The organism is Dokdonella aquatica (assembly GCF_051987395.1).
GTDB lineage: Bacteria > Pseudomonadota > Gammaproteobacteria > Xanthomonadales > Rhodanobacteraceae > Dokdonella.
This window is the reverse complement of the sequence record NZ_CP197094.1, coordinates 357,483-383,146: the sequence shown is the minus strand read 5'-3', so window position 1 is coordinate 383,146 and position 25,664 is coordinate 357,483. Positions and strand designations below refer to the sequence as shown.

General features: G+C 70.2%; 20 protein-coding genes. 15 read left to right on the top strand and 5 right to left on the bottom strand.

Going from position 1 to position 25,664, the window contains the following annotated elements:
- Nucleotides 1-29: 29 nt before the first annotated feature.
- Nucleotides 30-1,814 (bottom strand): phosphoenolpyruvate carboxykinase (GTP), encoded by a 1,785-nt coding sequence (locus tag ACQQ2N_RS01575; protein WP_440223917.1) that lies wholly within the window; start codon nucleotides 1,812-1,814, stop codon nucleotides 30-32.
- A 248-nt stretch (nucleotides 1,815-2,062) separates the two neighbouring features.
- Entirely contained in the window at nucleotides 2,063-2,428 is a 366-nt protein-coding gene (locus tag ACQQ2N_RS01570; RefSeq protein ID WP_440223916.1) for a helix-turn-helix transcriptional regulator, read from the bottom strand.
- A gap of 67 nt (nucleotides 2,429-2,495) precedes the next feature.
- On the opposite strand from ACQQ2N_RS01570, the gene ACQQ2N_RS01565 reads away from it, so the two are divergent.
- From ACQQ2N_RS01565 to ACQQ2N_RS01555, 3 genes are read left to right on the top strand one after another with little or no spacing between them, the layout of a single operon-like run.
- Entirely contained in the window at nucleotides 2,496-3,431 is a 936-nt protein-coding gene (locus ACQQ2N_RS01565; protein WP_440223915.1) for a hypothetical protein, read from the top strand.
- Between the two features lies 1 nt (nucleotide 3,432).
- Nucleotides 3,433-4,341, top strand: coding sequence for a hypothetical protein (locus ACQQ2N_RS01560; protein WP_440223914.1), 909 nt, complete (start codon nucleotides 3,433-3,435; stop codon nucleotides 4,339-4,341).
- 32 nt (nucleotides 4,342-4,373) lie between these two features.
- Nucleotides 4,374-4,877, top strand: coding sequence for a hypothetical protein (locus tag ACQQ2N_RS01555; RefSeq protein ID WP_440223913.1), 504 nt, complete (start codon nucleotides 4,374-4,376; stop codon nucleotides 4,875-4,877).
- 144 nt (nucleotides 4,878-5,021) lie between these two features.
- Here the strand turns inward: ACQQ2N_RS01555 and ACQQ2N_RS01550 are convergent, their stop codons facing one another.
- Entirely contained in the window at nucleotides 5,022-5,609 is a 588-nt protein-coding gene (locus ACQQ2N_RS01550; RefSeq protein WP_440223912.1) for a TetR/AcrR family transcriptional regulator, read from the bottom strand.
- 107 nt (nucleotides 5,610-5,716) lie between these two features.
- Here ACQQ2N_RS01550 and ACQQ2N_RS01545 point away from each other — a divergent pair, with 107 nt between their 5' ends.
- The 3 genes from ACQQ2N_RS01545 to ACQQ2N_RS01535 are packed head-to-tail and all read left to right on the top strand — an operon-like array spanning nucleotide 5,717 to nucleotide 9,571.
- Entirely contained in the window at nucleotides 5,717-6,586 is an 870-nt protein-coding gene (locus ACQQ2N_RS01545) for an alpha/beta fold hydrolase (protein ID WP_440223911.1), read from the top strand.
- 37 nt (nucleotides 6,587-6,623) lie between these two features.
- Nucleotides 6,624-9,107: an acyl-CoA dehydrogenase gene (locus ACQQ2N_RS01540; RefSeq protein WP_440223910.1), complete on the top strand. Its 2,484-nt coding sequence runs from the start codon at nucleotides 6,624-6,626 to the stop codon at nucleotides 9,105-9,107.
- A 2-nt stretch (nucleotides 9,108-9,109) separates the two neighbouring features.
- A complete protein-coding gene (locus ACQQ2N_RS01535) occupies nucleotides 9,110-9,571 on the top strand; it encodes a hotdog fold domain-containing protein (protein WP_440223909.1) in 462 nt (153 codons plus the stop codon).
- 129 nt (nucleotides 9,572-9,700) lie between these two features.
- Here ACQQ2N_RS01535 and fghA read toward each other — a convergent pair whose 3' ends face one another.
- On the bottom strand, nucleotides 9,701-10,549 hold the full coding sequence (fghA, locus tag ACQQ2N_RS01530; RefSeq protein WP_440223908.1) for an S-formylglutathione hydrolase: 849 nt from the start codon (nucleotides 10,547-10,549) through the stop codon (nucleotides 9,701-9,703).
- Nucleotides 10,550-10,563: 14 nt separating this feature from the next.
- Nucleotides 10,564-10,893, bottom strand: a complete 330-nt coding sequence (locus ACQQ2N_RS01525) for a YnfA family protein (RefSeq protein WP_440223907.1) — start codon at nucleotides 10,891-10,893, stop codon at nucleotides 10,564-10,566.
- Nucleotides 10,894-11,205: 312 nt separating this feature from the next.
- Here ACQQ2N_RS01525 and ACQQ2N_RS01520 point away from each other — a divergent pair, with 312 nt between their 5' ends.
- From ACQQ2N_RS01520 to ACQQ2N_RS01480, 9 genes are all read left to right on the top strand, one after another.
- Entirely contained in the window at nucleotides 11,206-12,558 is a 1,353-nt protein-coding gene (locus ACQQ2N_RS01520) for an NTP/NDP exchange transporter (protein ID WP_440223906.1), read from the top strand.
- A gap of 40 nt (nucleotides 12,559-12,598) precedes the next feature.
- Nucleotides 12,599-13,408, top strand: coding sequence for an MOSC domain-containing protein (locus tag ACQQ2N_RS01515; RefSeq protein WP_440223905.1), 810 nt, complete (start codon nucleotides 12,599-12,601; stop codon nucleotides 13,406-13,408).
- A 62-nt stretch (nucleotides 13,409-13,470) separates the two neighbouring features.
- On the top strand, nucleotides 13,471-15,117 hold the full coding sequence (locus ACQQ2N_RS01510) for a GMC family oxidoreductase (protein WP_440223904.1): 1,647 nt from the start codon (nucleotides 13,471-13,473) through the stop codon (nucleotides 15,115-15,117).
- 38 nt (nucleotides 15,118-15,155) lie between these two features.
- Nucleotides 15,156-16,292, top strand: a complete 1,137-nt coding sequence (locus ACQQ2N_RS01505; protein ID WP_440223903.1) for a YjgN family protein — start codon at nucleotides 15,156-15,158, stop codon at nucleotides 16,290-16,292.
- On the top strand, nucleotides 16,289-17,497 hold the full coding sequence (locus ACQQ2N_RS01500; protein ID WP_440223902.1) for a M48 family metallopeptidase: 1,209 nt from the start codon (nucleotides 16,289-16,291) through the stop codon (nucleotides 17,495-17,497). Before ACQQ2N_RS01505 ends, ACQQ2N_RS01500 begins: the two co-directional genes overlap by 4 nt.
- Before the next feature lie 257 nt (nucleotides 17,498-17,754).
- Entirely contained in the window at nucleotides 17,755-19,203 is a 1,449-nt protein-coding gene (locus tag ACQQ2N_RS01495) for a choice-of-anchor J domain-containing protein (RefSeq protein ID WP_440223901.1), read from the top strand.
- Between the two features lie 76 nt (nucleotides 19,204-19,279).
- On the top strand, nucleotides 19,280-22,762 hold the full coding sequence (locus ACQQ2N_RS01490; RefSeq protein WP_440223900.1) for a S8 family serine peptidase: 3,483 nt from the start codon (nucleotides 19,280-19,282) through the stop codon (nucleotides 22,760-22,762).
- Nucleotides 22,763-22,764: 2 nt separating this feature from the next.
- Nucleotides 22,765-23,484 (top strand): ECF-type sigma factor, encoded by a 720-nt coding sequence (locus ACQQ2N_RS01485; protein ID WP_440223899.1) that lies wholly within the window; start codon nucleotides 22,765-22,767, stop codon nucleotides 23,482-23,484.
- Nucleotides 23,481-25,664, top strand: coding sequence for a protein kinase domain-containing protein (locus tag ACQQ2N_RS01480; RefSeq protein WP_440223898.1), 2,184 nt, complete (start codon nucleotides 23,481-23,483; stop codon nucleotides 25,662-25,664). Before ACQQ2N_RS01485 ends, ACQQ2N_RS01480 begins: the two co-directional genes overlap by 4 nt.

Below are 25,664 nucleotides of genomic sequence, written 5' to 3'. Positions count from 1 at the left end.
GGGTTTAAGGCCTGTCTCGTCGACCGGCCTCAGCCGGTCGCGGCGCGCGCGCGCGGGCGGGTTTCCTCGTCGAGTGCCGCGGCGACGCGCTGCTGTTCGCGGCGCAGCGCGGCAGGCAGGCGCGGACCGAACGTTTCGAGATACTCGCCGATGCCGGCGAGTTCGTCCTGCCAGCCGGCGAGGTCGACGTCGAGCAGCATGGCGAGGTCCGACGCGGCGAGGTCGAGGCCTTCCACGTCGAGGTCGGCCGCACGCGGCAGCAGGCCGATCGGTGTCTCGCGCGCGCTGCGCGTGCCCGCGCAGCGGCCGACGATCCACTCGAGCACGCGCAGGTTCTCGCCGAAGCCGGGCCACGTGAAGCGGCCGTCGGCACCCTTGCGGAACCAGTTGACGTGGAAGATCTTCGGCAGCTTCGCGCCGGCCTTGTCGAACGACAGCCAATGCGTGAAGTAGTCGGCGAAGTTGTAGCCGCAGAACGGCTTCATCGCCATCGAGTCGCGGCGCAGCACGCCGACCGCGCCGGTCGCGGCGGCGGTCGTCTCCGAGCCCATCGCGGCGCCGACGAGCACGCCATGGGTCCAGTCGCGCGCCTCGATCACGAGCGGCACGAGTGACGGACGGCGGCCGCCGAACACGATCGCGCTGATCGGCACGCCCTGCGGATCCTCGGCGCGCGGCGACCAGCTCGGGCACTGCTTCGCGGACACGGTGAAGCGCGCATTCGCATGCGCGGCCGGGCCGTTGGCGGGATCGAAATCGCGCCCCTGCCAGTCCTTCGCGGGCGTGCCGTCGTCGAGGCCTTCCCACCACGGCTGGCCGTCGGCGGTGACGCCGACGTTGGTGAAGATCGTGTCGCGATCGAGCATCGCGAGCGCGTTCGGGTTGGTGCCCTTGCCGGTGCCCGGTGCGACACCGAAGTAGCCGGCCTCGGGATTGATCGCCCACAGGCGCCCGTCGGGGCCCGGCGTCATCCAGCAGATGTCGTCGCCGACGGTCCACACCTTCCAGCCGGCGCGGCGGTAGCGCTCGGGCGGGATCAGCATCGCGAGGTTGGTCTTGCCGCAGGCCGACGGGAACGCCGCGGCGACGTAGTGCGTCTCGCCCTGCGGGTTCTCGATGCCTACGATCAGCATGTGCTCGGCGAGCCAGCCTTCCTGGCGCGCCTGCCACGAGCCGATGCGCAGCGCGTGGCACTTCTTGCCGAGCAGCGCGTTGCCACCGTAGCCCGAGCCGTACGACTGGATCGCCAGTTCCTCGGGAAAATGCATGATGAAGCGGCGATCGGGATCGAGCTCGCCGGTCGAATGCAGGCCCTTCACGAAATGCCCTTCGCGTTCGATGCGCGCCAGTGCGGCCGCACCCATGCGCGTCATGAGGCGCATGTTGGCGACGACGTAGGGCGAGTCGGTGATCTCGACGCCGCAGCGTGCGTTCGGCGCGCCGATCGGACCCATGCAGTACGGGATCACGTAGAGCGTGCGCCCGCGCATGCAGCCCGCGAACAGCGCATCCATTTTCGCGTGCGCCTCGTCGGGCGCCATCCAGTGGTTGTTCGGGCCGGCGTCCTCGGGATCGCGCGTGCAGATGAAGGTCAGGTGCTCGACGCGCGCGACATCGGACGGACTCGAGCGGTGCAGGTGGCAGCCCGGGTGGGTCTCGGGGTTCAGCGCGATGAAGTCGCCGCTGTCGCGCATGCGCGCGGCGAGCATCGCGTTCTCTTCTTCGGAACCGTCGCACCAGTGGATCGCGTCGGGCGTGGTGAGGCGGGCAACAGCGTCGACCCAGTGGTTCAGGGCGTCCAGCGAACTAGGCATCGAATCCTCGTGGCGCGGACCGAGCCGCGCGGCGGAAATAGGGGGCTATGGCGCGCGACGCTAGCGGCCGGCCGTGGTCAAGGCAAGGTCGGGCGCAGCATGCCAACACGCTGATTTCTGCGTGTTTTCGGGAGAAAACGTTTACATGCAGTTGCGCCGTCGATCGCGTGCTTCGTGCATCGCGCGGTGTGGAGCGCCGGTACGGGGAGCGGCCTGCACGCCCACCGTGAGGCTTGCAGGAGCGCGGATCAGGTGTCGTTGCCCGGCCCGAGCAGCTCCATCAAGGCAGAACGGCGACGGGCCGGCAGACTCCGGTAGCGAAGGATGAGGGCGCGCTCCTTCTCGTCGCGCAAGGCGACGGCAGCATCGTCGGTGCCATAACGACCATCCTGATCGGCCACCTTGCCCGCCGGCAGCACCCCGCATACCAGTTCGTCGAGCGAACGCCTCAACGCCGCGCGCAGCGCAGGAAGCACCTTGAAACTCGGTGTCTCACGGCCGTTCTCCCACGCCGAGACGGACGACTTGGTCACGCCGACGGCGAACCCGAGCTGCTCCTGCGTGAGGCCGATGGCGACGCGCGCTTCGCGCAGGCGATCGGCGAAACGCTTCATGGGGTGACTCCACCGGACCGGACGATCGACGGTATGGAGTCGCCGAACATCTGTCGTACGGCATGTGTTGACACATGAAGTTCGGGAATTCCATACTCGTTTCCGTCCACGTGCAACAAGGGGGCTTGGCTTGAAGGCCGGGCCGCGTCGGACGCACCAGGGATCAGGGGGAGGCTCCGTGACGCATCGCGCTTGCGGATTCGCAATGTCACGTTCGATCGGGTTCATGACGCGCCTCGGCGCGGCACTCGCATGCGTGGCTTGCGCGCCCGTGATGGCAGCCACCTGGCAGGACGCAGGGTTCCACGCCTTCGATACGACGGTCCGCTCCGACGCCGGTGTCGTGCGTCGTGGGCAGGTGCTCGTCCGGCGTTTCGGCAACGCGCCCAGCCTCGTCGATCTGGGGTTGCCGGCGGGGGTACGCGTCGCCGGCCTAGCCTTGACCGGCAACGACATCCTCTTCACGCCCGATACCGCTTTCGCATCGGGCGGCATCGTCGCGACGCCGCGCGATGTGGTCCGACACGGTGCCAGCGGCGTTTCGATGTTCCTGCGCGGCAGCGATCTCGGGCTGCCCGCGAACGTCAGGATCGATGCGCTGGCGCTGGCCGGAACCGATGTCCTCCTCAGTGTGGATGTCGCGGCACGCATCGGCGCGACTGCGATCGGACCCGCCGACATCCTGCGCTGGAACGGCACGTCGGTGTCGGTGCTGCATGCATCGCACTCGCTCGGCCTGTCGCCGGGCACCAACCTCATCGCACTCGAGCGGTTCGCCGACGGCAGCTTGCTCATGGGCTTCGACACCGCCGGCACGGTCGGTGGCGTGGCCTTCAAGCCCGGCGACATCCTCGAGTACATCCCCGCGTCAGGCCGCTGGTCGATGGCGCGCGGCTCCTCCCGATTCGGCGTCACCTGTGATCCGTGCGTGCTCGTCGCCTTCGCGGCGAGCGGCAATCCCGATGTCGTCTTCCGCAGCAGCATGGAACGTTACGAGGACTGAGATGAAGACGATTCGCGCACTGATGGCGTTAGCCGGCCTCGCCGCCGGCAGCCTTTGCCACGCGGGCGAAGGTGCTTTCGAGATCAACCAGGCATGTGCGGATGTCGGATGCTTTCCCGGTGACACGGCTGGCCTGCCGGTCACGATCACGGCGCCCGGCACCTACCATCTGACCGGCAACCTGACGGCCACCAACGTGTCGACCCACGGCATCGTCGTCGCGGCAAGCGACGTGACGATCGACATGAAGGGGTTCCGCATCGTCGGGCCGATCACGTGTGGCGGACGCCCCACGACGTGCACGCCTGCCGCGACGGGATCCGGCGCGATCGGCGTCGACGGCTGGCTGCATTCGCCAAGCAACCTGACGATCCGCAACGGCTCGATCACCGGCATGGGCACGGGTCTTCTGCTCAGCTACGACGGCCGCGCGGAAGGCATCAAGGCGATCCAGAACGGCGATGCCGGCATCCGCGCCCGATCGGGCGCTGCCGTCGTGGATTCGGTCGGAACGGCGAACGGACGGCTCGGAATCGAAGCCGGCCTCATGTCGGGATGCGTGGCGTCGCGCAATCGCGCCTACGGTTTGGCGACGCAGGGTGATGCCGCCTCTATCCAGCAGTCCATCGCGCAGGACAATGACGACTACGGCATGTACCTGGCACCCGGCGCCATTGTGAGCGGCGTGACCGTCAGCGGTAACAGGATCGGCATTTTTGCAACAGGCGGATCACAGATCATCGATTCGATGTTCCGGAACAACGTGTTGGTCGGTGTTACGAACTCGCAAGGCATGATCTCGATTGCTCGCTCCTCGTTCGTCGGAAACAATGGTGGCGGCTTGCAGTGGGGTGGAGACGTGCTGCAGCTTGCGCCGAACATGTGCGGAACCACGATGACGTGCCCTTGAGGTTTCGCGCGCGCCGGCAGGGAGCGACTCGCATGCTGCAGTCCATGCTGATGGCCTTGGCGATGGCGTCGATGACCGCCTCGGCTGCGACCGACGATGCGATCGTCCTGAAGTCCTTGCCGGGCTCGATTCCGTCGGCGGCAGCACATCCCGACGACGCCCGCGGCGAGGCACTCTGCAGCGGCGAGGGACGTCCCGCCGAATCCGATGAAGACCGCGCCCTCGTCGAGGCCGGCTTCATTCCGTTTTTCGCGACCCAGCAGATCGGAACGACGCGCGTCGTTCCGGCCGCCTCCTGGCTCGACGGCTCCTGCCGTCCCTCGGGCGTGGCGGTCTTCGTGTTCCGCGCCGGCAAGGCGGTGGGGCGGATCGGTTTCCCCGACCCGAGCGCGGTGCCCACGCTGCGCCTCAACGATGCCGGCACGCTCGTCGTCGAGGTCGACGTCCGCAAGGCGGACGATGCGCACTGCTGTCCGACCGGCAAGGCGACGATGGTCGTCGGGATCGACGACGCCGGCATCCGGCGCGCGAACTGACTGGCTTACGAACGCGCGGGCCGCTTTCGTGCCAGCACGTTTGGCGCAGCCGTTCGGCCGAACGTGGATGCGCTTCCACGAGCGTCAGGCACGGACGACGAATCAGCCGGTAGCCACGCTCCGGTTCTCTGCAGAACCCGCGACTCAGCCCGGAATCAACGTCGCGATGACGTGATCGACGTAAGCCTCATACTCGGCCTGGTCCATGCGCGGCATGCCATGGCGCTGGTTGAGCTGCAGGAAGCCGGTGTACGCGGTGTAGGCGAGGCGTGCGCGGTGGGCAGCGTCGCGGCGATCGAAGCCGGCCTGGCGATAGGCCAGCGTGAGCAGGCCGAGGCGGCGGGCCGAGATGCGCTCGATCATCGGCAGCACCACCGGATGGTCGGAGGCCTGCAGCAGCGCGCCGTAGATGACGTGCGATTGCGCCTCGCCGCTGACGCGACGGAACAGGTCGCGCAGGCGCTCGCGTGGATCGTCGATCGGCTCGACGCGGCCGAGCACCTCGTCCTCGTCGCGCCGTTCCCAGCGCTCGAGCGCGGCCTTGATCAGCGCCTCGCGGGTCGGGAAATGCCAGTAGAAGCTGCCCTTGGTGACACCGAGGGTGCGCGCGAGGGCTTCGACGGCGACCGCGGCGAGGCCGGATTCGGCGATCGCGTCGAGCGCCGCCTGCTCCCAGTCGGCGGCGGACAGGCGGCCGCGCGCTTCGTTCTTGTGTGGCGGCTGCTCCGTCATCGGCCCGAGTGTGCCGCAGGGCTTCGCTGCTGACCAGATCGGGTCGTGTTGCGGCGCGTCAGGAAAACCCGTTGCGTGGCGACGACTTGATCACCATACTTGTGCGTATGGTTGCCGTCGCTGCCCCGTCCGCTTCGCCCTCCGCCGTCACGCGCGTCGCGACCGCCGACGACGTGATGCTCGCGGTCGAGCGTCATGGCGAGCCGGATCGTCCCGCCGTCGTGTTCGCGCACGGCTTCGGCCAGACGCGGCTGGCGTGGCGCGGCGTCGCGCAGGCCTTGCCGGGCTCGGGTTGGCAGGCACTGAGCTACGACGCGCGCGGCCATGGCGACAGCGATCGCCTCGCGTCCGGCGACTACGCGGTCGACCAGCTCGTCGCCGACCTGCATGCGGTGTGCGCGCTTGCGCCGTCGCCGCCCGTGGTCGTCGGCGCGTCGATGGGCGGGCTCGTCGGCATCGCCGCGGCGGGAGGCGAGGCACCGCCGTGCCGCGCGCTCGTGCTCGTCGACGTGACCCCGCGCTGGGAGGCTGCCGGTGTCGCGCGCATCCTCGGTTTCATGCGCGCGCATCCCGACGGTTTCGCCGATCTCGAAGAGGCTGCCGAGACCGTCGCGCGTTACCTGCCGCATCGCACGGAGCGCAAGTCGCCCGAGCGTCTGCGTGGTCTGCTCACACCGTCGCCCGACGGGCGCCTGCGCTGGCACTGGGACCCGCGCATGCTCGGTCCGATCGCCGAAGACGCCGAGCGCCACCAGGGCGACCTGTTCGCCGCGGCACGCCGTCTCGCGATGCCGGTGCTGCTCGTGACGGGTTCAGCGAGCGATGTCGTCTCGCCTGCGACGATCGCCGAGTTTCTAGAGTTCGTACCCCATGCGAAGCATGTAGAAGTGCCTCGCGCCACGCACATGGTCGCCGGTGACGAGAACACCGCGTTCGCGCGCCACGTGATGGATTTCCTGCAGGCCTTGCCGGCGTGACCGGCAGGCCCGCCCGCTTCGAGAGAGGAGTCACCCCATGATCCAGCTGGTCCCGTTGCTCGCCGCGCTCGCGGTCTCGCTCGTGGTGGCCTATCACCGCCTCGGCCTGCGCGTGTGGTCGATCGCCACCGCTGTCGCGATCCTCGGCGCAGGCCTCGCGGTCGGCAGCCACTGGCTCGCGATCGCGCTGCCGCTGCTCGTGCTCGCGGTCGTCGCGGTGCCGCTCAACCTCGTCGACTTCCGCCGCGCGAAGATCAGCGCGCCGCTGCTGGCGATCTACCGCAAGATCACGCCGCAGCTGTCGCCGACCGAGCAGATCGCGCTCGAGGCCGGCACGGTCGGCTTCGAAGGCCAGCTCTTCAGCGGCAAGCCCGCATGGAAGGAACTGCACGCGCAGCCGCGCCCGCAGCTCAGCATCGAGGAGCAGGCGTTCCTCGACAACGAGGTCGAGGGCCTGTGCTCGCGCATCGACGAGTGGCAGATCACGCACGAACTCGCCGACCTCCCGCCCGAGATGTGGGAGTACCTCAAGGCCAACCGCTTCTTCGGCATGATCATCCCGAAGCAGTACGGCGGCCTCGGCTTCTCGGCGCTCGCGCATTCGGCCGTGCTGCAGAAGATCGCGAGCATGTCGGCGACGGTGTCCTCGACGGTCGCGGTGCCGAACTCGCTCGGCCCGGCCGAGCTGCTGCTGCACTACGGCACCGACGACCAGAAGAACCACTACCTGCCGCGCCTCGCCGACGGCCGCGAGATCCCGTGCTTCGCGCTGACCGGTCCGTACGCGGGCTCGGATGCGACCTCGATCCCCGACTTCGGCATCGTCTGCAAGGGCGAGTGGCAGGGTGCCAACGTGCTCGGCGTGCGCCTCACGTTCGACAAGCGCTACATCACGCTCGCGCCGGTCGCGACGATCGTCGGCCTCGCGTTCCGCATGTACGACCCCGATGGCCTGCTCGGCGACGACAAGGACCTCGGCATCACGCTCGCGCTGATCCCGCGCGACACCGACGGCCTCGAGATCGGTCGTCGCCATTTCCCGCTCAACGTGCCGTTCCAGAACGGCCCGGTGCGCGGCAAGGATGTGTTCGTGCCGCTGTCGCAGCTCATCGGCGGTCCCGAGATGGCCGGGCAGGGCTGGCGCATGCTGGTCGAGTGCCTGTCGGTCGGCCGCGCGATCTCGCTGCCATCGAGTGCAACCGGTGGTGGCCGCGCCGCGGTCGCCGCGACCGGTGCCTATGCGCGCATGCGCAAGCAGTTCGGCCTCGCGATCGGCCGCTTCGAAGGCGTCGAGGAAGCGCTCGCGCGCATCGGCGGCTACACCTACGCGACCGCGGCGCTGTCGCGCGCGACGGCCGCGGCGGTCGACCGCGGCGAACGCCCGGCGGTGCCGTCGGCGATCGCCAAGTACCACGCGACCGAATGGGCGCGCGAGGTCTGCAAGGACGCGATGGACGTGCACGGCGGCAAGGGCGTGATCCTCGGCCCGGGCAACTACCTCGGCCGCGCCTGGCAGGGCGTGCCGATCATGATCACGGTGGAAGGCGCGAACATCATGACGCGCAGCCTCATGATCTTCGGCCAGGGTGCGATCCGCTGCCATCCGTACGTGCTCGAGGAAATGCAGGCCGCGGCGATCCCCGACTATTCCACGCGCCTGCGCGCGTTCGACCGCGTGCTGTTCAAGCACGTCGGCTTCGGCATCTCGAACGCCGCGCGCAGCCTCGTGCTCGGCGTGACCCACGCCAAGATCGGCGGTGCACCGGGCGACGCCTACACGCGCCGCTTCTACCGCAAGCTCAACCGCTACTCGGCCGCGCTCGCGCTGGTCGCCGACACCTCGATGCTCGTGCTCGGCGGCAAGCTCAAGTTCAAGGAGAAGATCTCGGCGCGCCTCGGCGACGTGCTCTCGCACCTCTACATCGCGTCGAGCATGCTCAAGCACTACGAGGACGAAGGCCGCCCGGTCTCCGACCAGCCGCTGCTCGCGTGGGCGTTCCACGAGTGCGTGTGGCGCATGCAGATGGCGCTCGACGGCGTGATCCGCAACTTCCCGGTGCGTCCGGTCGCGTGGCTGCTGCGCGCGCTGGTGTTCCCGCTCGGTCGCCGCGAGGTGCCGCCGTCGGATCGCCTCGGCCGTCGCGTCGCCGCGATCCTCACGGCGCCGAACGAGGCGCGGTCGCGCCTGATCGACTGGGCTTACCTGTCGCCGACCGCGAACAACCCGATCGGCCGCATGAACGCGCTGCTGCCCGACGTGATCGCGGCCGAGCCGGTCGAGCGCAAGTTCCTCAAGGCGCTCAAGTCCGGCGAGCTCGAAGGCCTCGACTACGACGCGCAGCTCGCCTCGGCGGAAGCCAAGGGCGTGCTCTCGAAGGGCGAGCGCGAGCTGCTCGCACGGGTGCGCGCGGCGACGTTCGAGTTCATCTCGGTCGACGACTTCGATCCGGCCGAGCTGCGTTCGGCCGGCAAGCGCGGCCAGGGCGGCGGTACGCCGGCCACGCTGCGCAACGTGGCCTGAGCATGGCCTCGCGCGCCCTGCGGCAGTTCGAACGCTTCGGCGGTTCGGCCGCGGGGCGCTGGCTCTTCTCGCGCCTGGTCTGCGTGCAGGCGCCGTACTTCGCCTCGATCCGCCCGACCATCGAGCGGCTCGCGCCGGGCACCTGCGTGGTGTCGCTGCGCGAGCGCCGCGCGATCCGCAACCACATCGGCACCGTGCATGCGATCGCGCTGTGCAACGCCGCCGAACTCGCGGGCGGCCTCGCCACCGACGCGACGATCCCCGACGCGATGCGCTGGATCCCCAAGGGCATGGCCGTGCGCTACCTCGCCAAGGCGCGCGGTCGGCTTGTCGCGACGGCCGGCGTGCCGATGCTCGAGGCCGGTCCCGGCCGCGACGTGGTCGCGCACGTCGACGTGCACGATGCGCAGGGCACGCTCGTGTTCGACGCCGACATCACGATGTGGGTGTCGCCGCGCGGTTGAGCGCTGCGGGTAAAGGAGCACGTGCCGTGGGCCGCAAGTCTTGCGCGCCCGTGTCCCGCCGGCCGGGTGACCGCGTGCAGGTTCCGGAACGGTGCGCGGACCGTGTCTGCGCACCGTTCCGATGACACTTCAGCCGCGCAGCGATGCCGCGTGGTGGACGAGGTGATCCTCGATGAACGTCTGGATGAAATAGTAGCTGTGATCGTAGCCGGCGTGGACGCGCAGCGTCAGCGCCTGGCCCGCCGCGCGCGCGGCCGCGTCGAGGCGCCAGTGCTGCAGCTGCGGCTCGAGGAATTTGTCGGCGTAGCCCTGGTCGACGAGGATCGTGTCGGGGAAGGTGTGGCCGTCCTCGAGCAGCGCGACGGCGTCGTACGGACGCCAGGTCTTCACGTCGTCGCCGAGGTAGCGCGGCAGCGCCTTCTGGCCCCACGGCACCTGGCTCGGTGCGACGATCGGCGCGAATGCCGATACCGAGCGGTAGCGGTCGGCATTCTTCAGTGCGATCGTGAGCGCGCCATGGCCGCCCATCGAGTGGCCGAAGATGCCTTCGCGGTCGAGGTCGGCCGCGGCGAAGTTGTCCGCGAGCACGTCCGGCAGCTCCTTCGTGACGTAGCTGTACATGCGGAAGCGATCGGCGAAGCCGGGCGTCGTCGCATCGAGGTAGAAGCCGGCGGCCTCGCCGAACTCCCAGTCGCCCGTCGCGCCTTCGATGCCGGTGTCGCGCGGACTCGTGTCGGGCGTGACGAGGATCAGGCCGAGTTCGGCGGCGAGGCGCTGCGCGCCAGCCTTGATGACGAACGTCTCCTCGGTGCAGGTGAGCCCGGCGAGGTAATACAGCACCGGGGCGTTCTCGCCCGCGACGAGCGGCGGGCGGTACACGCCGAACTTCATCGTGCCGCCGGTCACCTTCGAGGTGTGCTTGTAGAAGCCCTGCACGCCGCCGTGGCAGCGCTGCTCGGAAATGGTCTCGATCGTCATGGCGTTCCTCCGGATCAGAATTGGCGTGGGGCGAACACGATGATGCCGGCGCCGATCAGGATCACGGCGACGCCGGCGAGGTCCCACGGACTGGGCCGAACGCTATCGATCAGCCACAGCCATGCAAGTGCGACCGCAACATAGATGCCGCCGTAGGCCGCGTAAACCCGGCCCGGCGCGACCTGAGGATGCAGCGACAGCAGCCACACGAACGCGGCCAGCGCGAGCGCTGCGGGCAGCAGCACCCAGGCGCCTGCGCCCTTGCGCAGCCACAGGTAAGGCAGGTAGCAGCCGACGATCTCGGCGACCGCGGTGGCGACGAACAGCAATGTCGTGCGCAGCATCGGTCAGGCTCCGCGCGTGCGTCGATGTGCGTCGTTTTGCCACGCGCGTCGAGGGGGTGACGAGGCGACAGACGACGACCACGACGCGGTGTTGCGAACGTATGGGTGCCTTGCGGATGCCGGGTGGTGTCGAAGCGTCATCGGAATCCATGGTGACGGGAGCATCGCGTGCGTGCATGACGCATCGGTGTCGACGCGCGGGTGCCGGGCGATGATGACCGGTGCAGGTGCCAGCATGCCACGCCGCGATTGCGGACCGCGCGCCGGGTCGGTACCGTGCGCGCGACGCCGCCCGTCCCCGCCGGAAGCCGGATGAACCACGTTGCCAAGTCGGCCGCCAGCCTGGGGCGCTTCCGCGCCGCACTGCGCAGCTCGCCACCGCTGATCTGGGCGTTCCTGTATTTCTTCTGCCTGCTGAGCGGCTACTACGTGCTCCGCCCCGTGCGCGAGGCCATGGGCGCCTCGGCCGACGTGCACGCGGTGTTCCCGCCGTGGATCATCGACTTTTTCGCGCGGCACGGCCTTTCGGCCAGCCAGTTCACGCTGCAGATGCTGTTCACGTGCACGTTCGTGGTCATGCTGCTGCTGCAGCCGGCCTACGGCATGCTCGTGAGCCGATTCCCGCGCCGCGTGTTCCTGCCTGCGGTCTACCTGTTCTTCATCGTCACGCTGCTGCTGTTCTACCTCGCGTTCGACAGCGGCATGCCGGGTCGCGGCATGGCCTTCTTCATCTGGATCGCGGTGTTCAACCTGTTCGCGGTCGCGGTGTTCTGGAGCTTCATGGCCGACGTGTTCGAGAACACCGAGGCGCGCGCGTACTTCGGCTACATCGGCGCGGCCGGCACGATCGGCGCGTTCCTCGGCCCGCTGATCACGCGCTCGCTGGTCGAGCGCGTCGGCATCGCCAACCTCATGCTGGTGGCGGCGACGTTCCTGATCCTCTGCCTCGTCTGCCAGATGCGCCTGCGCCGCTGGGCGGTCGAGCGCGAGCAGGCCCGTGGCGATCGCGCGACCGAAGCACCGATGGGCGGCGGCGTGTTCGCTGGCCTCACGCTGATCGCACGCGAGCCGCTGCTGCGCTGGATGGCCTGCGTGGTGCTGTTCGGCGTCGGCGTCGGCACGCTGCTCTACAACGAGCAGGCCGCGATCGTGCGCATCGCCTATCCCGATGCGGCCGGCGCGACCGCGTTCTACGCCAACATCGACCTCGCGATCAATGCGCTGACCCTGTTCGTGCAGGTGTTCATCACGCGCTGGCTGCTGTCGCGCTACGGCGTCAAGCCGGCCCTTCTGCTGCCGCCGCTGGCGATCTTCCTTGGCTACGCCGCACTCGCCGCGTCACCGCTGCCGTTCCTCGTCGCGATCGTGCAGATCGTCACGCGCAGCGGCGAGTTCTGCCTGCACAAGCCCGCACGCGAGACCATCTACACGCAGGTCGCGCGCGAGTGGCGCTACAAGGCCGGTGCCGCGATCGACACGGTGGTCTACCGCGGCGGCGACCTCACCTTCGTGTGGGTGCACAAGTTCGTGTCGGCGTTCGGAAGCCAGGCGGTGTTCGGCGTCGGCATGTTCATCGCGTGTGCGTTCGGTCTCAGCGCTTTCGGGCTGTGGCGCGAACAGCTCAAGCTGCCGGCGGCGCGCACGCGGGCGGAGGCGCAGGCGTGATCCGGATGCGCAGTCCACTCGTGCAGGCGAGGCGGTCGCGATGACCCCGATGCTGTCCGCGCTGCACGTGTTCCCGATCAAGTCCTGCGCCGCGCTCGCGCCGGCCGAAGCGGTCGTCGAGCCGCGCGGCCTCGTCGGCGACCGCCGTTGGATGGTCGTCGACGAAGACGGCGGCCTGCTGTCGGCGCGCAAGCATCCGCGCATGACGCTGGTCCGCACGCACGAGGTCGATGGTGGCGTCAGCGTCGAGGCGCCGGGCATGCCCGGTCTCGTCGTCCGTCCGCATGCCGACGCCACGGCGCGTCGCACGGCGACGGTGTGGGGCAGCACCGTCGATGCACGTGCCGCCGAGTCCCAGGCCGATGCCTGGATCAGCGACGTGCTCGGCCGCCCCGCGCATTTCGCCTACATGGACGAGGCGGCGCACCGCCCCGTCGACCCCGCCTTCGGTCGCGACGGCGACATCGTCAGCTTCGCCGACGGCTTTCCGCTGCTGCTGATCTCGCAGGCCGCGCTCGATGCGCTCAATGCGAAGCTCGCCGCACCGGTGCCTATGCTGCGCTTCCGCCCGAACCTCGTCGTGGCGGGTACGGACCCGCACGCCGAGGACGGCTGGCGTCGCGTGCGCATCGGCGGCATCGCCTTCGACGTGGTCAAGCCCTGCGCGCGCTGCGTACTGACCACGGTCGATTTCACGCGTGGCGAGCTCGATCCGGGTGGCGAGCCGTTGCGCACGCTGATCGGCTACCGGCGTTCGCCGGACGGCGTCACGTTCGGGCAGAACCTGATCCCGCGCGGCACCGGCACGCTGCGTGTCGGCGACGCGGTCGAGGTGCTCGAGCACGCGTGATGGAGCATCTGCTCTAGCCCGCCCGACTAGCCTCGGACGGATCCCGGATCCGTTGCGGAATCATGACGTACGACTACGTGATCGTCGGCGCGGGCTCCGCGGGCTGCGTGCTCGCCGAGCGTCTCAGCGCCGATCCGTCGAAACGCGTGCTGCTGCTCGAAGCCGGCGGCAGCGACTGGCACCCGTTCATCCACATGCCCGCGGGCCTGGCCAAGCTGGCCACGAACCGCCGCATCAACTGGAACTACACGACCGAGCCCGAGCCGCACCTCGGCGGACGTCGCCTGTGGTGGCCACGCGGCAAGGTACTCGGCGGCTCGAGCTCGATCAATGCGATGTGCTACGTGCGCGGCGTGCCTGGCGACTACGACGCCTGGGCCGAGGCGACCGGCGACGTGCGCTGGGGCTGGGCCAACGTGCTCGAGGTGTTCCGGCGCGCCGAGGACAACGAGCGTGGCGCCGACGCCTGGCACGGCAGCGGCGGCCCGCTCGGCGTGGCCGACCTGCGCCACCGCAACGAACTCTCGCAGGCCTTCATCGACGCCGCGGCCGCCGCGGGCCACGCGCGCAACGACGATTTCAACGCCGCCACGCAGGACGGCTTCGGCTGGTACCAGGTCACCCAGCGCAACGGCGCGCGCTGCTCGGCATCGGCCGCGTACCTGTCGCGCGCGCGCGGTCGCGCCAACCTGACCGTGCACACGCATGCGATCGCGCAGCGCGTGCTGCTGTCGGGCGCACGCGCGGTCGGCCTCGACTACCGCCAGCGCGGCCGCCTGCGCCGCGCCGAGGCCGGCGAGGTCATCCTGTGCGGCGGTGCGCTCAACTCGCCGCAGCTGCTCATGCTGTCGGGCATCGGTCCGGCCGACGAGCTGCGCACGCACGGCATCGACGTGCGGCTCGACCGGCCCGGCGTCGGCGGCAACCTGCAGGATCACCTCGACATCTGCACGCTGTCGCGCAGCTCGCGCGCGGTCGGTTACGACCACACCAACGACGTCAGGGTCGCGCTCGAGTTCCTGCTGCACAGGCGCGGTATCGGCACCTCGAACATCGCCGAGTGCGGCGGCTTCGTGCGGTCGCAATTCGCGCCGGACGACCGCTGCGACCTGCAGTTCCATTTCGTGCCGGCGCTGCTCGACGACCATGGCCGCAACCGCCTGCCGGGCGACGGCTTCACCGTGCACGCCTGCGCGCTGCGCCCGAAGAGCCGTGGCCGCCTGCGCCTGGCCTCGGCCGATCCTTCGCAGCCGGTCGCGATCCACGCGAACTACCTCGGCGACGCCGAGGGGCACGACCTGCGCATGATGATCGAGGGCGTGCGCCTGTCGCGCGAGATCTTCGCGCAGGCACCGTTCGACGCGTATCGCGCCGACGAGATCTTCCCGGGTGCCGACGTGCGCGACGATCGCGCCGTCGAGGCGTTCGTGCGCCGCAAGGCCGAGACGATCTACCACCCGATCGGCACCTGCCGCATGGGCATCGACGACGATGCCGTCGTCGATGCCGAGCTGCGCGTGCACGGCGTCGCCGGCCTGCGCGTCGTCGACGCCTCGATCATGCCGGAGCTGCCGGGCGGCAACACCAACGCGCCGACGATGATGATCGCCGAGCGTGCGGCATCGCTGATGCTCGGCCGTGCGGAAACCGTCACGAGTGCGCGTGCGAAGGGCTCCGGGGCGGTGCGCGAGGTCGCGTGCGTCGCGTAGACTAGCGGCACGGCGTCGTCGGCCGGAACGGAAACCGCATGTCACAGGATGTCCTGGCGCCTCCGCCGCCGTTGCCCCCGCCGCCACCTCCGCAGCCGCTCGTCGACGTGCCCGCCTGGCAGGTCCGCCCGCCGGCACCCGTGCTGGTCGAGCATCCCTTCACGTTCGACGGGCGCGCGGGCGAGTACTTCCGCATCTGGATCGTCAACCTCGCGCTGAGCATCGTCACGCTCGGCCTGTACTCGGCCTGGGCGCGCGTGCGCACGCAGCGCTACTTCTACGGCAACACGCGCCTCGCCGGCGTGCCGTTCGAGTACCTCGCCAAGCCGTGGCCGATCCTCAAGGGGCGCATCGTCGCGTTCGTGCTGTTCGGCTCGTACGTGCTCGCCAGCCACTTCAGCCTGTTCTGGCAGATCGTGCTGGTCGTCGTGATCCTGTTCGCGACGCCGTGGCTGATCGTGCGTGGCGCGGCGTTCCGCGCACGCTACTCGTCGTGGCGCGGCCTCAGTTTCCGCTTCGTGCCCGACTACGGCGAGGCCTACATCCGCTTCCTCGTCATGCTGATCCCGCTCGTGCTGACGCTCGGCATGCTGTACCCGTGGATCCAGGGCAAGCAGAAGCAGTTCCTCGTCGAGCAGCACCGCTACGGCGGCAGCTGGTTCCGCTTCCTGCTGTCGCCGGGGCGTTTCTACATTCCGTACCTGATCGCCTGGGGCGCGGTGACGGGCTGGATCCTGCTCATGATGCTCGTGTTCGCGGGCATGGCCGTCGTCAACGGCGCGCTTGGTGGCGCCACCGGCGAGCCGCCGCCGTTCTGGCTCATCGGCGTCGCCCTCGTGCTCATGTACGGCTCCTACTTCGTGATCTGGATCTTCCTCGCCGCGGCGATCACCAACCTCGTCTACAACCACGTCGAGATCGACGGGCGCCGCCTGCAGTCGCGCCTCAAGGGCGGTCGCCTGCTCTGGCTCTACACCGGCAACACGCTCGGCATCCTCGCCAGCGCCGGCCTGCTGATCCCGTGGGCCAAGGTGCGCATGGCGCGCTACCGCGCCGAGTGCACGAGCCTCTACGCCGTCGACGACCTGCAGGACATGCGCGCGGAACGTGCCGGTGACGTCGGTGCGACCGCCGCCGAGGTCGACGGCTTCTTCGACATCGACGTGTCGCTGTGAGCACGATCGCCGCCCGCCTGTTCGACGGCGTGACGAGTCGCGAGCACGCGGTCGTGCTGTCGCTCGATGCCGGCGGCCGCCTGCGCGTCGACGGCGACGGCATCGCGCGCGACGAGTCCTTGCGCGACCTGCGCATCACCTCGCGTCTTGCGCGCACGCCGCGCACGATCGTGTTCCCCGACGGTGCACGCGCGCTCGTCGACGATGCACCCGCGCTCGACGCCTGGTTCCCGACCGAGGATCGCCTGCAGCGCCTCGTCGATCGCCTCGAAGGCCACGCCTACGCCGTCGCCGTGTCGCTCGTGATCTGCGTCGTGAGCCTCTTCGCGGCCTTCAAGTGGGGCGTGCCGTGGCTCGCCGACCGCATCACCGACCAGATGCCGCCGACCGTCGAGGCTGCGCTCGGCAACCAGGTACTCGACCAGCTCGATCGGTTCTTCGGCTTCCGGCCGACGCAGCTCGAGCAGGCGCGCCGCGACGAGCTCACGGCGCGTTTCGCGAAGCTCGCCGCGACGATGCCGGGCGGGCAGGGCTATCGGCTCGAGTTCCGCCATGCCGAGGCGATCGGCGCGAACGCGCTCGCGATCCCGGGCGGCACCGTCGTCGTCACCGACGACCTCGTGAACGCGTTGCAGGACGATCGCGAGTTCGACGCGATCATGGCCCACGAACTCGGTCACCAGGAGCATCGCCACGCGTTGCGCCAGGCCTTGCGCAGCTCGTTCGTGGCGGTCGCCGCAGGCCTGTTCGCGGGCGACGTGAGCTCGGCCGGCACGATCGTCGTCGCGGTGCCGACCATGCTCGTGCAGAGCCACTACTCGCGCGGCTTCGAGGAGGAGGCCGACCGCTTCGCATTCGAGCGGCTCGCCGCGGCCGGCGAATCGCCGGCGTGGTTCGCCGAGGCGATGCGCCGGCTCATCGACGAGCACGACCTCGACGACGGTGACGTGAGCTGGGCGTCGACGCATCCGGCCACGACCGAGCGCATCGCCGCCGCCGTGGATGCCGGCGCAGCGTTCCTCGAGGCCCATCCCGAGCGCGCGAAGGATTCGCCGGGCTACGACGCCTGCGCGGCCGAAGGCATCTGTCCCGAGGAGTCCACCGACGAGGACGACTGCGACGAGGACTGCCGCATCGAGATGTGCATCGAGTACGACGGCTACGACGACGACTACACCGTCGAGGACTGCCTCGAGGGCGAGTAGCCCGGAGGACCGGCGCCGTCCGGCCCGACGTCCCGGCCACGCACGGCGTGCCGTGGCGCTTGCGATTCCCCCACACGGTGTCCTCCCTGCGGCGCCGCGATCGCCGCCGCGTGCGTCCCGTCTTGCGGGATTCGCCGCCGTTCCGTCTATTGCTTCTGTACGAGGTCGATCCGCACGGAGTTCGGGGACGCACGGGGACATCGACGAACGCACGCGGCAGCGCGGACTGCCGTGGCACGCACACATCGGGGAACAGCATGAGCAGGTTGACCTACCGGCGTACCGCCCTCCTGGCGGTCTTGTCCTGCGCCACCACGGCCGTCGCCGGCGCCACGTCATCGCCCTTCGCGGGCCGCGCACCGACGCTCGTCGAGATGCCAACCGGCACCACGTCCAGCGAATGCGTCGAAGGTTTCGAGCACGCCGAATCGCTGTTCACCGACGGTGGCTGGCTGCGCGCGAACACGAGCACCGAACCGCAGGACTGGGATCATCTCATGACGCCCGGCAAGGGCTTCCGCTGGGAGCAGAAGATCGAATACCTCGATTCGAACGTCGAGGGGCTGCTGTTCAACGCGCACGCCGGCACGCCGCATTCGGTCGTGTTCGCGAGCCTCTACTCGCATTCGATCCTGACGCCGCCACCTACCGGCCCGGCGACCGGCGTGCTCAGCAACTGGCTCATCACGCCGCCGATCACGTTCGCACCCGGCGCGACCCTGGGCTTCTGGACGCGCAAGGGCTTCTACGATTTCGCGCCGATCTGGGGCGCGCGGGCGGACCGCATGATCGTGCGGCTGTGCATGGACGACAGCGGTGACTGCACCGACGTCGGCGAAGGTCCCAACGACGTCGGCGGTTTCACGACCACCTTGCTGAGCATCAATCCCGATCTGGGCACCGAGGACGACGCGACGGGTCTGCTCGGTTATCCGTACGGCGGCTGGCGCCGCTTCACCATCGGCGACCTGCCCGCGTCGGGCACCGGGCGCATCGCGTTCCACTACCACGTGCCCGAAGCGATGGACATCGACTCGGCGTTCGCCGGCGGCGGCAAGGGCAACATGATCGCGCTCGATACCGTGGAACTCGACGGTACGGCGAACTGCCCGCTCAAGTCGGTGCCGCTGTTCTCGGCCGGCTTCGAGCGCGACCTGTCGAACGCACTGACGCAGAACCTCGACACCGAGACCATCACCTCCGGCCTCAGCGTCGCCTGCATCACGCAGACGCGCTGGCTGCGCCGATTCGATCTCGACGGCGACTTCGGCCGCAACGGCCGGCTCGACGTCGCCTCGGTCGACATCGGCGTCATGCGCGCGTACAGCAGCGTGCCGATCCACGTGCGCCTCTACCGCATCGCGGAAGGCGCCGAGTTCACCTACGCCAACCTCGTGCAGGTCGGCTCGCACACGATCACGGTCAACCAGGAGGCTTCGGGCCGCGTGCTCAACATCCCGGTCACCGGCACGATCCCGGACGCGTCGACGCAGGATCTGGTCGTCGAGATCGTCAAGCCGGACTTCAACCGCGAGTTCTGGCCCGGGTTCAACCAGGCCATCCAGACCGCGCCGACCTATGTCTCGTTCGATGCCGAGAACTGCGGCCTGTTCCCCGAGCCGACCAACCTCGAGAACGTGCCCGGTGCGCCGGATGCGTCGCTGCTCATGATCGTGAACCTCGCCGACCCGTCGTCGGGACCGTGATCACGCCGCGCGCCCCGCTGCGGCGCGCGCTTCCCCTAGCGCATGGCCGGCAGCGTCCGGCCGGGAGTCGATGCCCGTGAAATCCCGTTTCCTCGTCCTGCGTCCGCTCGCCGCGGCCGTGCTCCTGGCCACGGCCGGCGTGCATGCGGCGCCGTTGCCTTCCGATGTCGCCTTCCACGCCGTCGCGCCCGATGCGGTCGCCGCGCTGCGTGAGCAGCCGGGCCTGCTGCTGCTGCAGTCGGGTGCGTTCGATCCGTTGCACGAACGCCTGCGCTTCACCGGTGCGCCGGTCGCCGTGCGCGCCGATGCGCGCTACGGCATCGTGCAGTTCGCTCCGGGACGCGAAGCCGAGGCCCGCGCCGCGATCGCGAAGGCTGGAGCGGCGATCGTCGGCCACCTGCCCAACCATGCTTTCCAGGTGCGTGCCGATGCCGGCGCGCTCGCGCGCGTCGGTGCCGACGCCGCGGTGCGCTGGAGCGGTGCCTACGATGCGGGCTTCAAGCTCGCGCGCGGCCTGCTCGACGGCAGCGTCGCCGCGCGCCACGCGCCGTCGGCCGACGTCGAACTGGAGATCCACGGTTTCCGCGGCGAACCGCTCGAGCGGCTCGTCGACGCGCTGCGCGCGACGGGCGTACGCGCCGGCGTGCTCGCGCGTGCCACCGCACTCGACCTGCCGTCGTTCCGCGTCGCGGTGCACGCCGCAGACCTGCGCGCGCTGCTCGTCGCGGCCTCGGGCGTCGACGGCATTGCCTGGATCGAGCCCTATCTCGCCCCGACCCTCGGCAACCTCGACTCCGCAGGGCCGATCCAGTCCAACCAGGCCTCGTGCGCGTCGCCCGACACGGACGGCAACTGCGGCGCACTCGATCCCGCGCGCGCGACGTGGTGGCGCCGCGGCCTGACCGGACACGGCCAGATCGTCGCGATCGCCGACTCGGGCCTCGACCGCAACGAGGCCTCGTTCAGCGGGCTCGATGTCGGCAGCGGTGCGAATGTCGCGGTCACCGACGCCGACGACCCCGCGCCGGTCCCGCCCGCCATCGGCGCCACGTATCCGGACCGCAAGGTCTACGCCTACTGGGTCCAGCCCGGCGCGACCGCGTACGACAACAACGCGTTCTGTGGCGGATTCATCCGCTATCACGGCACGCATGTCAGTGGCACCGTCGCCGGTGACGCGCCGCCGTTCGCGTCGCCCGGCGTCGTGCGCCACGACGACGGCGACGGCATGGCGCCCGGCGCGCAGATCCTGTTCCAGGACCTCGGCGACGACACGTCCGGCTGCCTCAGCATCACCGACTACGGCGCGACGCTCGCGCAGGCGTATGCCGGCGGCGCCGGCATCCACAGCAACAGCTGGGGCACCAACAGCACGGGCTTCTACATCGGCCACGACCAGCGTGCCGACGCGGCGGCATGGCTCGGCGAAGACATGCTCACGGTCGTCGCCGCCGGCAACTCCGGTTCGGGACCGACCACGACGGGTTCGCCCGGCAACGCGAAGAACGTGCTCACGGTCGGCTCGACGCGCCACGGCAACCTTTCCACGACGTCGTCGTTCTCGAGTCGCGGACCGACCGAGGACGGCCGCCGCAAGCCCGACATCATGGCGCCCGGCGAGATGATCCGCTCGGCCCTCGGCAACGGCGACAACGGTGCCACGGTGCAGCCGCCGCTGCTGCAGGCGCTCAGCGGCACCTCGATGGCCACGCCGACGGTGTCCGGCGGCGCGGCCCTGCTGCGGCAGTACTTCAGCGACGGCTGGTATCCGCGCGGACGCGCGACGCCGGGCGAGCGCTTCGAAGCGCCGGGTGTGCTGCTCAAGGCCGCGCTGCTCAACGGCACCGCACCGATCTCGACCAACTGGCCCAGCCACAACGTCGGCTGGGGCCGCCTCTGGCTCGACAACAGCGCCTACTTCGAAGGCGACGCACGCGGCATGCGGCACTGGATGCGCGAGAACGGCGCCGGCCTGGAGACCGGCGATGTCGACGCCTTCGACCTCGATATCGCCGCGGGTGCCGAACTGCGCGTGACGCTCGCGTGGTTCGATCCCGAAGCCTCGCTCGGCGCGAGCCCCACGCTCGTCAACGACCTCGACCTCGTGGTCGTGTCGCCGTCGGGCCAGACCTTCCGCGGCAACGATTTCTTCGGCGGCCAGTCGCGTCCGGGCACCACCGCCGACCGCATCAACACGGTCGAGCACGTGCGCGTGGTCACGCCCGCGGCGGGACGCTGGAGTGTGCGCGTCGACGCCCATGCGGTGCCCGGCAACGGTCGACCGACCAGTCATCGCCAGGGTTACGCACTCGTCGTCGGTGCGCGCATGGGCGTGCTCGGCGACCGCCTGTTCGCCGACGGCTTCGCCGCGGATGATCCGAGCGGTGCCGCGGCACCCGCGACGCTCGCGCTTGCCGGCAACGACGACGACGGCGTGCGCGTGAGCGCCGTCGCGGTTGGCGGTGCGAGCCATCTCCAGCTGTACCGCGCCGACGGCACCTGCGCGGCCGCCGATCGCGCGCGCTTCCGCTTCGTCGGGCAAAGCGCGACGGCCGAGGTCACCGATGCGCGCAGCCAGGGCGGCAGCACGTACGCCTACCGCATGCGCACGGTACGCGACGGCGTCGAGGGGCCGCTGTCGGAGGCGTGCGTCGACGTCGTCTCGGCCGATGCGTGTTCGATGTCGCTCGCGTTCACGACGGACTCGCTCGTCGTCACCGACGCGCGTCATCCGGTGTGCGCGGTCGATCTCGCGTGGCAGGCCGCGCAGGCGAGCTGTCCCGGCGAGAGCGTCGGCTACCGCGTGCTGCGCGACACCTCGCCGCTGTTCACGTCACCCGTACTCGTCGGCACGACGACGACCGCGACGTTCACCGACACCGACGTCGGCGACGGCGTGCCGGTCTACTATCAGGTCGAGGCCCACGACGGCGCCGGCAACGTGTCGCGCTCGCACGTGGTCGGCGCGACGCCGGCGGGTGCCGACGACAACGGCTTCGGTACCTGGGTCGATGACGTCGACACGCGTACCACGCTCGCGTCGCAGTGGCCGTGGTCGATCACCAACGCGGCCGCGTCGAACGGCAGCTTCGCCTACCGCAGCGCAGCAGGCTCGGCCTATCCGTCGGAGACCTGTGCCGCGATCACCACGCCGACGCTGCGGCTCGCGCCCGGCGCGCCGCTGCTGCGCTACGCGGCGCGCTACCAGCTCGAGACGGAGTGGGACGGCGTGGTTGTGGAGATCTCGACCGACGACGGTGCGACGTGGACGCCGATCGCGCCCGAAGGCGGCTATCCGTCGAGCTTCGCGCAGACCCAGGATCCGCCCGTCAACGCCTGCGGCTACGCGGCGTCGCAGGGCGCCTTCAACGGCACGTCGACGGGTTTCGCGACGGGCCAGTTCGTCGAGGTCGCGCACGATCTCGCCGCCTACGCGGGCCAGGACGTGCGCCTGCGCTGGCGCCTGAGTACCGATCCCGCCTACCAGGAAGCGGGTTTCTTCCTCGACAACCTGCGTATCGGCGCAGCGTTGCCAGGCACCTGCTCGGCGTCGCGGTGAGGATGGCGCACGCCACGCGCGCGCGTGCCAGGGACGGCACCGCGCGCGTCGCGCCGCGCGTGGTCGAGGCGTGTGTCGCGCATGTCGACGGCGACGTGGTGGACGCGCGGGGGAAGCTCATATCACTATGCCCGCCGGTGCCGCCAGGCGGACAGGTGTTGGAAACCCCCGAAGAGATCACCCGCTTGCTCGACCAGGCGCGCGACGGCGAGCGCGACGCGTGGAGCCGGCTGCTGCGGCGAACCTACGGGGACATCAAGCGCCTCGCGCGGCGCCAGCTCGCGCAGGGCGCGACGATGCCGACGCTCAACACGACCGGCCTCGTCAACGAGTGGTACCTGCGCATGGCCGATGCCGGCGACGCGGTGCCGCAGGATCGCCGGCATTTCTTCGCGCTGACCGCGAAGATCATGCGCCAGGTCATCTGCGCCTACGCGCGCGAACGCGCGACCTCCAAGCGCGGCGGTGCACACACGCGCATGGACCTCGAGGTGGTCGACCGCGAACTCGGCGAAGAGGCCAACCGCTTCCTCGCGCTCGACCAGGCACTCGAACGCCTGGCCGGCGAGAACGAGGCGATGGTGCGCGTCGTCGAATGCCGCTTCTTCGCCGGCATGACCGAGCCCGAGACCGCCGAGGCCGTCGACATCCCGCTACGCACCGTGCAATGGCTGTGGGCGCAGGCGCGCGATCGCCTCGCGCACACGCTGGAAGCGCCGTGACCACGCTGACGTTCGAACCGGGCGGCGCGCTGCGCAGCCGGCTCGTCTCGACGATGCTCGCCGAGCACATGCCCGCGCTCGCGGCCGGCACGCTGGTCGGGCCGTTCCGCGTGGTGCGCCTGATCGGGCAGGGCGGCCTCGGCGTGGTCTACCTCGCCGAGCGCGCCGACGGCGCGTTCGAGCAACAGGTCGCGCTCAAGCTCATCGCGCCCGAGGCCGATCCGGGCGTGGCCGGGGTGCTGCTCGAGCGCGAGCGGCGCCTGCTCGCGCGCCTGCGCCATCCGAACATCGCGCGCCTGCTCGACGGCGGCCGCAACGACGACGGCACGCTGTGGTTCGCGATGGACCACGTCGAAGGCCAGCGCATCGACCGCTGGTGCGAGTCGCGGGGGCTCGATGCACGTGCGCGCATCGCGCTCGTGCTCGAGGTCTGCGCGGCGGTCGGCTACGCGCACGCGCGCCTCGTCGTGCATCGCGACATCAAGCCTTCGAACATCCTCGTCGATGCCGACGGCGTGCCGCGCCTGCTCGACTTCGGCATCGCCGCGGCGCTCGACGACGCCAGCGACGATCCCGCGCGGCGCGCGGCGACACCCGGCTACGCGAGCCCCGAGCAGCATCGCGGCGATCCCGCCGGCGTCGCCCAGGACGTCTACCAGCTCGGTCGCCTGCTCGCCGCGCTGCTCGGCGACGGCGTGGCGCGCCGCGATCGCGGTGACGTCGCGGCGATCCTCGCGCGTGCCACCGACGACGATCCGGCGCGGCGCTACCCGGGTGTCGACGCGCTCGCGGCCGACCTGCGCGCGCTGCTCGCGAACCGGCCGGTCGCCGCGTCGAACGGCGCATGGGCGTATCGCGTCGCGCGCGTCGTGCGGCGCCACCGCATCGCGACGCTGGCCTCCGTCGCGACGTCGCTGCTGCTCGTCGCGATGGCGGTCGCGTTCGTGTGGAACCTCGACCAGGAGCGCCAGCGCGCCGAGCGCGAGGCCGAGACCGCGCGGCGCGTGAGCAGCTTCATGGTCGGCCTGTTCAAGTCGGCCGATCCGGCGCTGCACCATGGTCGCGTGCCGGCCGCGAACGAGGTGCTCGCGCTCGCCCCGCCGCAGATCGAGCGCGAGCTCGCGACCGAGCCGCGCATCATGATGGAGCTGCTCGGCACGATCGGCACCGCGTTCGTGTCGATGCGCGACTACGAGGGCGCGCGCGCGCCGCTGCGGCGTGCGATCGAGCTCTCGCGCGGGCTCGACGTCGCCCCCGAGGTGCGCGCGAACCTGCTCCGCATCCTCGCGATCACGCTCGACGGCGAGCAGGAGCAGGCGCGCGAGCTTCTCGGCGAGGCCGTCGCGATGCTCGATCCGTCGCGTCCCGCGCACGCGTCGCTGTGGAACATCACGCAGCAGAACCTCGCGATGTCCGAGTACGCGTCGGGCCATGTCGACGCCGCGATCCGTCGCCTGCGCGACACGCTCGCGCAAGGCGAGCGCACGTTGCCAGAAGGTGGCGGCTGGCGCATCGCGGATCTCCTCGGGCTCGGTTCGATCCTCGCCGCCGAAGGCGAGGATGGCGAAGCGCTCGCGATGTTCACCGAAGCCCACGCGATCGCGCGCGAGCACATCGGCGACCTGCATCCGTACACGATCCTCGCGACCGGCAACTTGGCCACCGCGCTCGCGCGCGCCGGCGACCACGACAAGGCCGCGCGGCTCGCCGACGAGGCGCAGCGTGCGTCGCTGCAGCTCTACGGCGAGACCTCGCCGAACCACGCGCTCGCGCTGCTGCAGAAGGCGCGCGTACTGCACGCGGACGGGCGTGCGCAGGACGCCGTGCCGTTGCTGCGCCAGGCCCAGGCGATCTGCGAGCGGCTGCGCGCGCTCGGCAACGACACGCTCGGTGTCGACGTGTTCGAGCAGCTCGGCGATGTGCTCGCCGACGAAGGCGATGACGACGGCGCGCTCGCCGCGTACCGCGCGATGATCGAACTGAATGCCGACGATGCGCACGCGCAAGGCCCGGATCGCGGCCAGCGCACGCTCAAGCTCGCGCAGGTACTCGCGCGATCGGGGCGATGCGCGGAAGCATCCGCGAGCCAGGCCGACGCGATCGCACGTTCGACACGCTTCCCGCCCGATGCACGGCTTCGCGCGACGCTCGAAGCCGCGCTGCCGGCATGCCCGGGCTAG